Origin of the sequence: Comamonas guangdongensis, from assembly GCF_041079535.1 — a bacterium.
GTDB classification, from domain to species: domain Bacteria; phylum Pseudomonadota; class Gammaproteobacteria; order Burkholderiales; family Burkholderiaceae_C; genus Comamonas; species Comamonas guangdongensis.
The window spans coordinates 85,616-92,807 of record NZ_JBFYGN010000021.1; the positions used below are offsets into that span (position 1 = coordinate 85,616).

Here is a 7,192-nt window from a genome sequence, read left to right on the forward strand (position 1 = left end):
ACACAGATGAATATGTTTTCCTCCACCGACTCCTCTAGCACCCGCGCCACCGCCGCCCTGCCTTATGCGGGCATCCGCGTGGTGGAGTTCACCCATATGGTCATGGGCCCCAGCTGCGGCCTGATGCTGGCCGACCTCGGCGCCGAAGTCATCAAGGTCGAGCCCGTCGGCCATGGCCGCAATGGCGATGCCACGCGCCAGTTGCTGGGCTCGGGCTCGGGCTTTTTCCCGCTGTTCAACCGCAACAAGAAAAGCCTCACGCTGGATCTGCAGACCTCCGAGGGCAAAGAGGCCGCACTGCGCCTGATCGCCACCGCCGATGTGGTCACCGAGAACTTCAAGCCAGGCACCATGAAAAAGCTGGGCCTCGACTATGAAAGCCTCAAGCCACAGTTTCCACGCCTCATCTATGTGAGCCACAAGGGTTTTCTGCCCGGCCCCTATGAGCACCGCACGGCGCTGGACGAGGTGGTGCAGATGATGGGCGGCCTCGCCTATATGACGGGCCGGCCCGGCGACCCGCTGCGCGCGGGCACCAGCGTCAACGACATCATGGGCGGCATGTTCGGCGCCATGGGCGCCATGGCGGCTCTCGCCCAGCGCGAGAAAACCGGCCAGGGCCAGGAAGTGCAGAGCGCGCTGTTTGAGAACAATGTGTTCCTGATCGCCCAGCACATGATGCAGTACGCAGTGACCGGCAAGCCCGCCGCCCCCATGCCGGCGCGCATTTCGGCCTGGGCGATCTACGACGTGTTCGAGGTCAAGGACGGCGAGCAGATCTTTCTGGCCGTGGTCAGCGACGGCGCCTGGCGCGAGTTCTGCCATGCCTTTGGCCTGGAACAGCTGCGCGACGACCCGCGCCTTGGCAGCAACAACGACCGCGTGCAGGCGCGCAGCTGGCTGATGCCGCTGCTGCGCGAAACCATGGCCGGCTACAGCGCCGCCCATATTGCCCAAGTCTTTGAGCAAAAAGGCCTGCCGTTTGCTCCCATCGCCCGGCCACACGACCTGCTCGAGGACCCGCACCTGAACGCCACCGGCGCACTGGCCCCCATCACCCTGCCCGACGGTCGCGACAGCAAGACCGTGCTGCTGCCGCTGACCCTGGACGGCAAGCATCTGCAGGTGCGCCTCTCGCCCCCCAAGCTCGGCGAGCACAGCCTGGAGATTCTGACGGCTCTGGGCTATAGCCGGGAGCAGGCCCAGGCGCTGGCACAAGGCCAGGCCGGCTGACAGGCTTGCGGGGGCCATAGCCCCGCTTCACTCACCCCATGGACAGGACGCTGTTGCGCCCTGCGGGGGTTGCTTTACCCAAATTTCGAGATCTCAGGAGACAAAAACCATGAAACACAGCCTTTACCCCCGGTCCGCGGCGCAACCCGCAAGCTGTCGCCAGGCCATTGCGGCATCCGCCCTGATCGCCATGACGGTTGCAGCCGGCACCGCCGTGGCGCAACCCGGCGACTGGCCGGCCAAATCGATTCGCATGGTCGTGCCCTTCACGCCCGGCGGCGGCACCGACGCGGTGACCCGCCAGATCAGCGAGCGCATGGCGACCGCCAATCGCTGGATCATCGTGGTGGACAACAAACCCGGCGCGGGCGGTAATATCGGGCTCGATGCCGTGGCCAAGGCCGCGGCCGACGGCTATACCTTCGGCATGGGGCAGACGGCCAATCTGGCCATCAATCCCTCGCTGCTGCCCAGCATGCCGTTCAACGCCAAAACCGATCTGCTCCCCGTGGCGCTGGTGGCCTCGCAACCCGTGGTGCTGGTCGTGCCCACCGATTCGCCATGGAAGTCTCTGCAGGACCTGATCGCGGCGGCCAAAGCCCAGCCCGGGGCCATCAAGCAAGGCCTGGCGTCCACGGGCACCGTGGGTCATCTGGCTGGGGAAATGCTGTCTTTCAAGGCCAAGATCGATGTGCTCAACGTCCCCTACAAGGGCGCCGCACCGGCCGTGACCGATCTGCTGGGCAAGCAGACTCACTATATGTTCGGCACGCCTCAGGCGGTCTACCCCATGATCAAGGGCCAGCGCCTGCGCGCCCTGGCCGTGACTTCGGCCAAGCGCCTGCCCATCCTGCCCCAGGTCCCCACCGTGGCGGAGTCCGGCTTCCCCGGCTTTGAAGCCGTGGACTGGAAGCTGATCGTCGCCCCCAGGAACACGCCTGCAGCGCTGGCACAGAAGATCAATACCGCCGCGAATAGCGCCTTGCAGGACCCCGGCGTGCTCAAGCAGTTGCAGGCCGAAGGCAGCACCCCCATGGGTGGCAGCATGCAGGAGGCGCAAAGCTATCTGCAAAAAGAACAGGCCAGCTGGGGAACGCTGATTCGCGATGCCAGGATCACCCTGGAGTAAGCCTCAAAAACAGGAGCGGCTTGCGCGCCTGCCTCATCTCCCACGCCACAGATCACGCAGACAACCCAGGTGAAACGCGCGCAAGCCGCTATCTTTTCAGATACAGACAGCGCAGGCCCTGCCAGAACAGCACGGCCAGGCCGGCGCCCGTCGCGTTGGCCAGCTCATCCAGCCACTCGGCTCCTCGTGTGGAGGTGAAGCCGGCCTGCAGCAGCTCGATCAGCCCGCCATAGGACGCGCACAGCAGCACGATGGCCACGGCATGCCGGGCGGCCCAGCGCCGTCGCCGGACCTGGGCCCGTATCACTCCCGTCCACCACAGCAAGCTGGCCAGCACCGCATGCAGGCCCGCATGCACCAGCTTGTCCAGGTACTCGAAGCCTCGCAGAAACGGAAACAGCCGCAGCACCAGCCCGCCGCTCGCTCCGGTTTCGTTGAGACAACCCCAGAGTACAAACAAGGCCCAGCCGAGGCTGACAAGGGCCAGGGCCTTCCAGAGCTGCTCTGCCCCCACCGGTCGTGCGATAGATGTCATGGGCTTGGGTATAAAAAAGCCCGAAGTGCTGACACCTCGGGCCATGCATGGAAGTCGGGCCGAATTGGCCCGCCCGGTTGGCAAAGCTTAGACCGCTTTTTTCACCGTCTTGACGGCCTTGGCCGCAGCAGCCGTTTTGGCCGCAGGCTTGGACGCCGTTTTCAGCACCGCTTTTTTGGCCGGGGCCTTGGCAGCGGGCTTGGCCGCGACCTTGTTGGCCACCGCTTTTTTCACGACCGGCATTTTTTTCGCGGCCGCAGGTTTGGCGCGGGTCTCGGCCACGCAGTCGGCGTAGTAACGGATCTCGCCGTGCTCGTCCTCCAGCTCCACCAGGCCGTGGATATCGGTCTCGAAGCCCGGGCACTCCTTGGCGAATTCGCGCGCGAACACCAGATAGTCGACGATCTTCTTGTTGAAAACTTCGCCCGGAATCAGCAGCGGAATTCCGGGCGGATAGGGCGTGACCAGACCCACGGTGGTGCGGCCCACGAGGTGGTCGATCTCCACGCGCTCGGTCTTGCGTTGTGCGATATGGGCATAGGCGTCCGAAGGCTTCATCGTGGGCTTCAGATCCGACAGATACATCTCGGTCGTCAGGCGCGCGATGTCGTACTTGGCGTAGAGCTCGTGCACATGCTGGCACAGGTCCTTGAGGCCCATGCGCTCGTAGCGGCGGTGCTGCTGCACGAACTCGGGCAGGATGCGCGCCAGCGGCTGGTTGCGGTCGTAGTCGTCCTTGAACTGCTGCAGCGCCGTCAGCATGGTGTTCCAGCGGCCCTTGGTGATGCCGATGGTGAACATGATGAAGAACGAGTACAGGCCCGTCTTCTCGACCACCACGCCATGCTCGGCCAGATACTTGGTGACGATGGACGCAGGAATGCCGGTGTCGGCAAAGTCGCCGTCCAGGTCCAGGCCCGGCGTGACGATGGTGGACTTGATCGGGTCCAGCATGTTGAAGCCGTCGGCCAGGTCGCCGAAGCCGTGCCAGTTGTCGAACTCCTTGCCGTTCTTGGTCTTGCCCTTGCGCGCCGCATCGTGGCCGCGGATGATCCAGTCGTGGGCCGTGCCCACGCCCTCTTCGGCCAGCGCCTCGGGACCCCAGACCTCGAACCACCAGTCGTCGTCGCCGAACTCGTCGTCCACCTTGCGCATGGCGCGGCGGAAGTTCAGCGCCTCGAGAATCGACTCCTCGACCAGGGCCGTGCCGCCGGGCGGCTCCATCATGGCAGCAGCCACGTCGCAGCTGGCGATGATGCTGTACTGCGGGCTGGTCGAGGTGTGCATCAGATACGCCTCGTTGAACAGGTGGTGGTCCAGCTTCTCGTTCTGGCTGTCCTGCACCAGCACATGCGAGGCCTGGCTGATGCCGGCCAGCAGCTTGTGGATGGACTGGGTCGCATAGACCACGGAGTGCTTGGGACGCGCGCGCTTCTTGCCCATGGCGTGGTAGCTGCCATAGAAGGGGTGGAAGGCCGCATGCGGCAGCCAGGCCTCGTCGAAGTGCAGATTGGCCACATAGCCGTCGAGCATGCTCTTGATGGTCTCGGTGTTGTAGAGCACGCCGTCGTAGGTGGACTGGGTCAGGGTCAGCACGCGCGGCTTGACGGCCTTTGCGTCCACGCCCTTGAGCAGCGGGTTGGCAGCGATCTTGGCCTGGATGGACTCCACGCTGAACTCGCTTTGCGGAATCGGGCCGATGATGCCGAAGTGATTGCGCGTGGGCTTGAGGAACACCGGAATCGCACCCGTCATGATGATGGAGTGCAGGATGGACTTGTGGCAGTTGCGGTCCACCACCACCACGTCGCCGGGCGCCACCGCATGGTGCCAGACGATCTTGTTGGAGGTGGAGGTGCCGTTGGTCACGAAGTAGCAGTGGTCGGCATTGAAGATGCGCGCCGCATTGCGTTCGCTCTCGCCGATGGCGCCGTTGTGATCCAGCAGCTGGCCCAGTTCCTCTACGGCATTGCAGACGTCGGCGCGCAGCATGTTCTCGCCGTAGAACTGGTGGTACATCTGGCCCACGGGGCTCTTGAGAAACGCCACGCCGCCCGAGTGACCCGGGCAGTGCCAGCTGTAGGAACCGTCCTCGGCATAGTCCAGCAGCGCCTTGAAGAACGGCGGCTGCACGCTCTCCAGATAGGCCTTGGCCTCGCGGATGATGTGCTTGGCCACGAATTCGGGCGTGTCCTCGAACATATGGATGAAACCGTGCAGCTCGCGCAGGATGTCGTTGGGCAGGTGCTGGCTGGTCTTGGTCTCGCCGTAGATATAGATCGGCACATCCTCATTCTTGCGGCGCACTTCGCCGATGAAGTCGCGCAGGCTGTGGATGATGGGATCCTTGTCGCTGCCCAGCGTGAACTCCTCGTCGTCTATCGACAGGATGAAGGCGCTGGCCCGGCTCTGCTGCTGGGCGAACTGCGAGAGGTCGCCATAGCTGGTCACGCCCAGAACTTCAAAGCCTTCCTCTTCAATGGCTTGAGCAAGGGCACGGATACCCAGACCCGAGGTGTTCTCGGAACGATAGTCCTCGTCGATGATGACGATGGGAAAACGAAACTTCATGCACAGCCTCCGAAGCAAACAGGCGCAAAAAACGAAACAGCCGCGAAGTGTAAGGAATATCCTTATTGCAGCTTTGAAACAGGGCGTTTTTCACCCAGAATGTGGTGCACTAAATACATGCATCAAGGGAGCCTGAAGTATGGACAACTCCACCGCCTGGTGGCTGCTTGCCGGTGTGCTGGTCATTGCGGAATTGTTGACCGGCACTTTCTATCTACTGATGCTGGCCCTGGGCGCCATAGTCGGCGCCCTGTCCGCCCACCTTGGCCAGGGCACCTACGCCCAGATTCTTGCCGCCGCCATTCTCGGAGCCGGCGCCGTGCTGGCCTGCTATCTGGTGCGCAAGCGCAGCCCGCGCCGGCAACCGGCGTCCGGCAATCGTGACGTCAACATGGATGTGGGCGAGACCGTGATGGTCGAGCAGTGGAATGCCGACGGCAGCGCCCAGGTCCGCTATCGCGGCGCGGCCTGGACCGTCATGGGCCGCCCCGGCGTCCTGCCCCAGCCCGGCCTGCACCGCGTGGCCGAGGTCATAGGCAACCGCCTGCTCGTCGACAAGGTCTGAGCATTTTTCCGGCCCGAGCATGCCCGGGCCGCAGAGTTTCACCCGTTTCTTCCCACCCATGCCCGCCAGGGCCGGAGACACCATGGATTACGCAGTTCCACTCGCCATCGCCGTCATCGCCATCATCTTCATCGTCCGCTCGATCAAGGTGGTGCCCCAGCAGCATGCATGGGTCAAGGAGCGCCTGGGCAGGTATGCAGGCACGCTCACCCCGGGTCTGAACTTTCTGATTCCCTTTGTCGACCGCATCGCCTACAAGCACAGCCTCAAGGAAATTCCGCTCGACGTCCCCAGCCAGGTTTGCATTACCCGCGACAACACCCAGCTGACCGTGGACGGCATCCTGTACTTCCAGGTCACCGACCCCATGCGCGCCAGCTACGGCTCCTCCAACTACATCATGGCCGTCACCCAGCTCGCGCAAACCTCGCTGCGCAGCGTGATCGGCAAGCTGGAGCTGGACAAGACCTTCGAGGAGCGCGACATGATCAATGCCCAGGTGGTCTCGGCCATCGACGAGGCCGCGCTCAACTGGGGCGTGAAGGTGCTGCGCTACGAAATCAAGGACCTGACCCCGCCGTCCGAAATCCTGCGCGCCATGCAGGCCCAGATCACGGCCGAGCGTGAAAAGCGCGCACTGATCGCCGCCTCCGAAGGCCGTCGCCAGGAACAGATCAATATCGCCACCGGTGAGCGCGAGGCTTTCATCGCCCGCTCCGAAGGCGAGAAGCAGGCCGCCATCAACAAGGCTCAGGGCGAGGCTGCCGCCATCACCACCGTGGCCGAAGCCACCGGCCAGGCGCTGGAGCGCGTGGCCACGGCCATCCGCCAGCCCGGCGGCGAACAGGCCGTGCAGCTCAAGGTGGCCGAGCGTGCCGTGGACGCCTACAGCAAGGTGGCGACGGACTCCAAAACCACGCTGGTCATTCCCAGCAATATGACCGAAGTCTCGGGCCTGATTGCCTCGGCCATGAAGATGGTCCAGGTCGGCAAGAGCAGCTGATGGACAGGCTCTTGCGCAAGAAGTTGGGCCAACTTCCTAAAGCCTTTATATTTTCAGGCTAGAATAGCGGCTTCATACACGGAGCGGTGGATGAGTGGTTTAAGTCGCACGCCTGGAAAGCGTGTGTGGGTTAATAGCCCACCGCGGGTTCGAATC

Annotated in this window: 6 protein-coding genes; 4 read left to right on the forward strand and 2 right to left on the reverse strand. The window is 63.6% G+C overall.

Annotated features, from left to right (window positions below; translation table 11 throughout):
- Positions 1–12: 12 nt before the first annotated feature.
- Together AB6724_RS16755 and AB6724_RS16760 are read left to right on the forward strand one after the other, a co-directional pair.
- Entirely contained in the window at positions 13–1,233 is a 1,221-nt protein-coding gene (locus AB6724_RS16755; protein WP_439329883.1) for a CaiB/BaiF CoA transferase family protein, read from the forward strand.
- 109 nt (positions 1,234–1,342) lie between these two features.
- Positions 1,343–2,362 carry a Bug family tripartite tricarboxylate transporter substrate binding protein gene (locus AB6724_RS16760; protein WP_369339661.1) on the forward strand — a complete coding sequence of 340 codons (1,020 nt, stop codon included), beginning with the start codon at positions 1,343–1,345 and terminating at the stop codon, positions 2,360–2,362.
- Positions 2,363–2,450: 88 nt separating this feature from the next.
- Here AB6724_RS16760 and AB6724_RS16765 read toward each other — a convergent pair whose 3' ends face one another.
- Both AB6724_RS16765 and AB6724_RS16770 read right to left on the reverse strand, forming a co-directional pair.
- Entirely contained in the window at positions 2,451–2,897 is a 447-nt protein-coding gene (locus AB6724_RS16765) for a VanZ family protein (protein ID WP_369339662.1), read from the reverse strand.
- Between the two features lie 87 nt (positions 2,898–2,984).
- On the reverse strand, positions 2,985–5,468 hold the full coding sequence (locus tag AB6724_RS16770; protein WP_369339663.1) for an Orn/Lys/Arg family decarboxylase: 2,484 nt from the start codon (positions 5,466–5,468) through the stop codon (positions 2,985–2,987).
- Between the two features lie 139 nt (positions 5,469–5,607).
- On the opposite strand from AB6724_RS16770, the gene AB6724_RS16775 reads away from it, so the two are divergent.
- The gene (locus AB6724_RS16775; RefSeq protein WP_369339664.1) at positions 5,608–6,033 is read left to right on the forward strand and encodes an NfeD family protein; all 426 of its coding nucleotides are present in this window, start codon (positions 5,608–5,610) and stop codon (positions 6,031–6,033) included.
- A gap of 82 nt (positions 6,034–6,115) precedes the next feature.
- Positions 6,116–7,036, forward strand: a complete 921-nt coding sequence (locus AB6724_RS16780; RefSeq protein WP_369339665.1) for an SPFH domain-containing protein — start codon at positions 6,116–6,118, stop codon at positions 7,034–7,036.
- The last annotated feature ends 156 nt before the right edge of the window (positions 7,037–7,192 follow it).

Bases quoted from the DNA above. Each gene is read 5' to 3' on its own strand.
- AB6724_RS16775 (WP_369339664.1), top strand. From the start codon at position 5,608: ATGGACAACTCCACCGCCTGGTGGCTGCTTGCCGGTGTGCTGGTCATT.
- AB6724_RS16765 (WP_369339662.1), bottom strand. From the start codon at position 2,897: ATGACATCTATCGCACGACCGGTGGGGGCAGAGCAGCTCTGGAAGGCC.
- AB6724_RS16760 (WP_369339661.1), top strand. From the start codon at position 1,343: ATGAAACACAGCCTTTACCCCCGGTCCGCGGCGCAACCCGCAAGCTGT.
- AB6724_RS16770 (WP_369339663.1), bottom strand. From the start codon at position 5,468: ATGAAGTTTCGTTTTCCCATCGTCATCATCGACGAGGACTATCGTTCC.
- AB6724_RS16780 (WP_369339665.1), top strand. From the start codon at position 6,116: ATGGATTACGCAGTTCCACTCGCCATCGCCGTCATCGCCATCATCTTC.
- AB6724_RS16755 (WP_439329883.1), top strand. From the start codon at position 13: ATGTTTTCCTCCACCGACTCCTCTAGCACCCGCGCCACCGCCGCCCTG.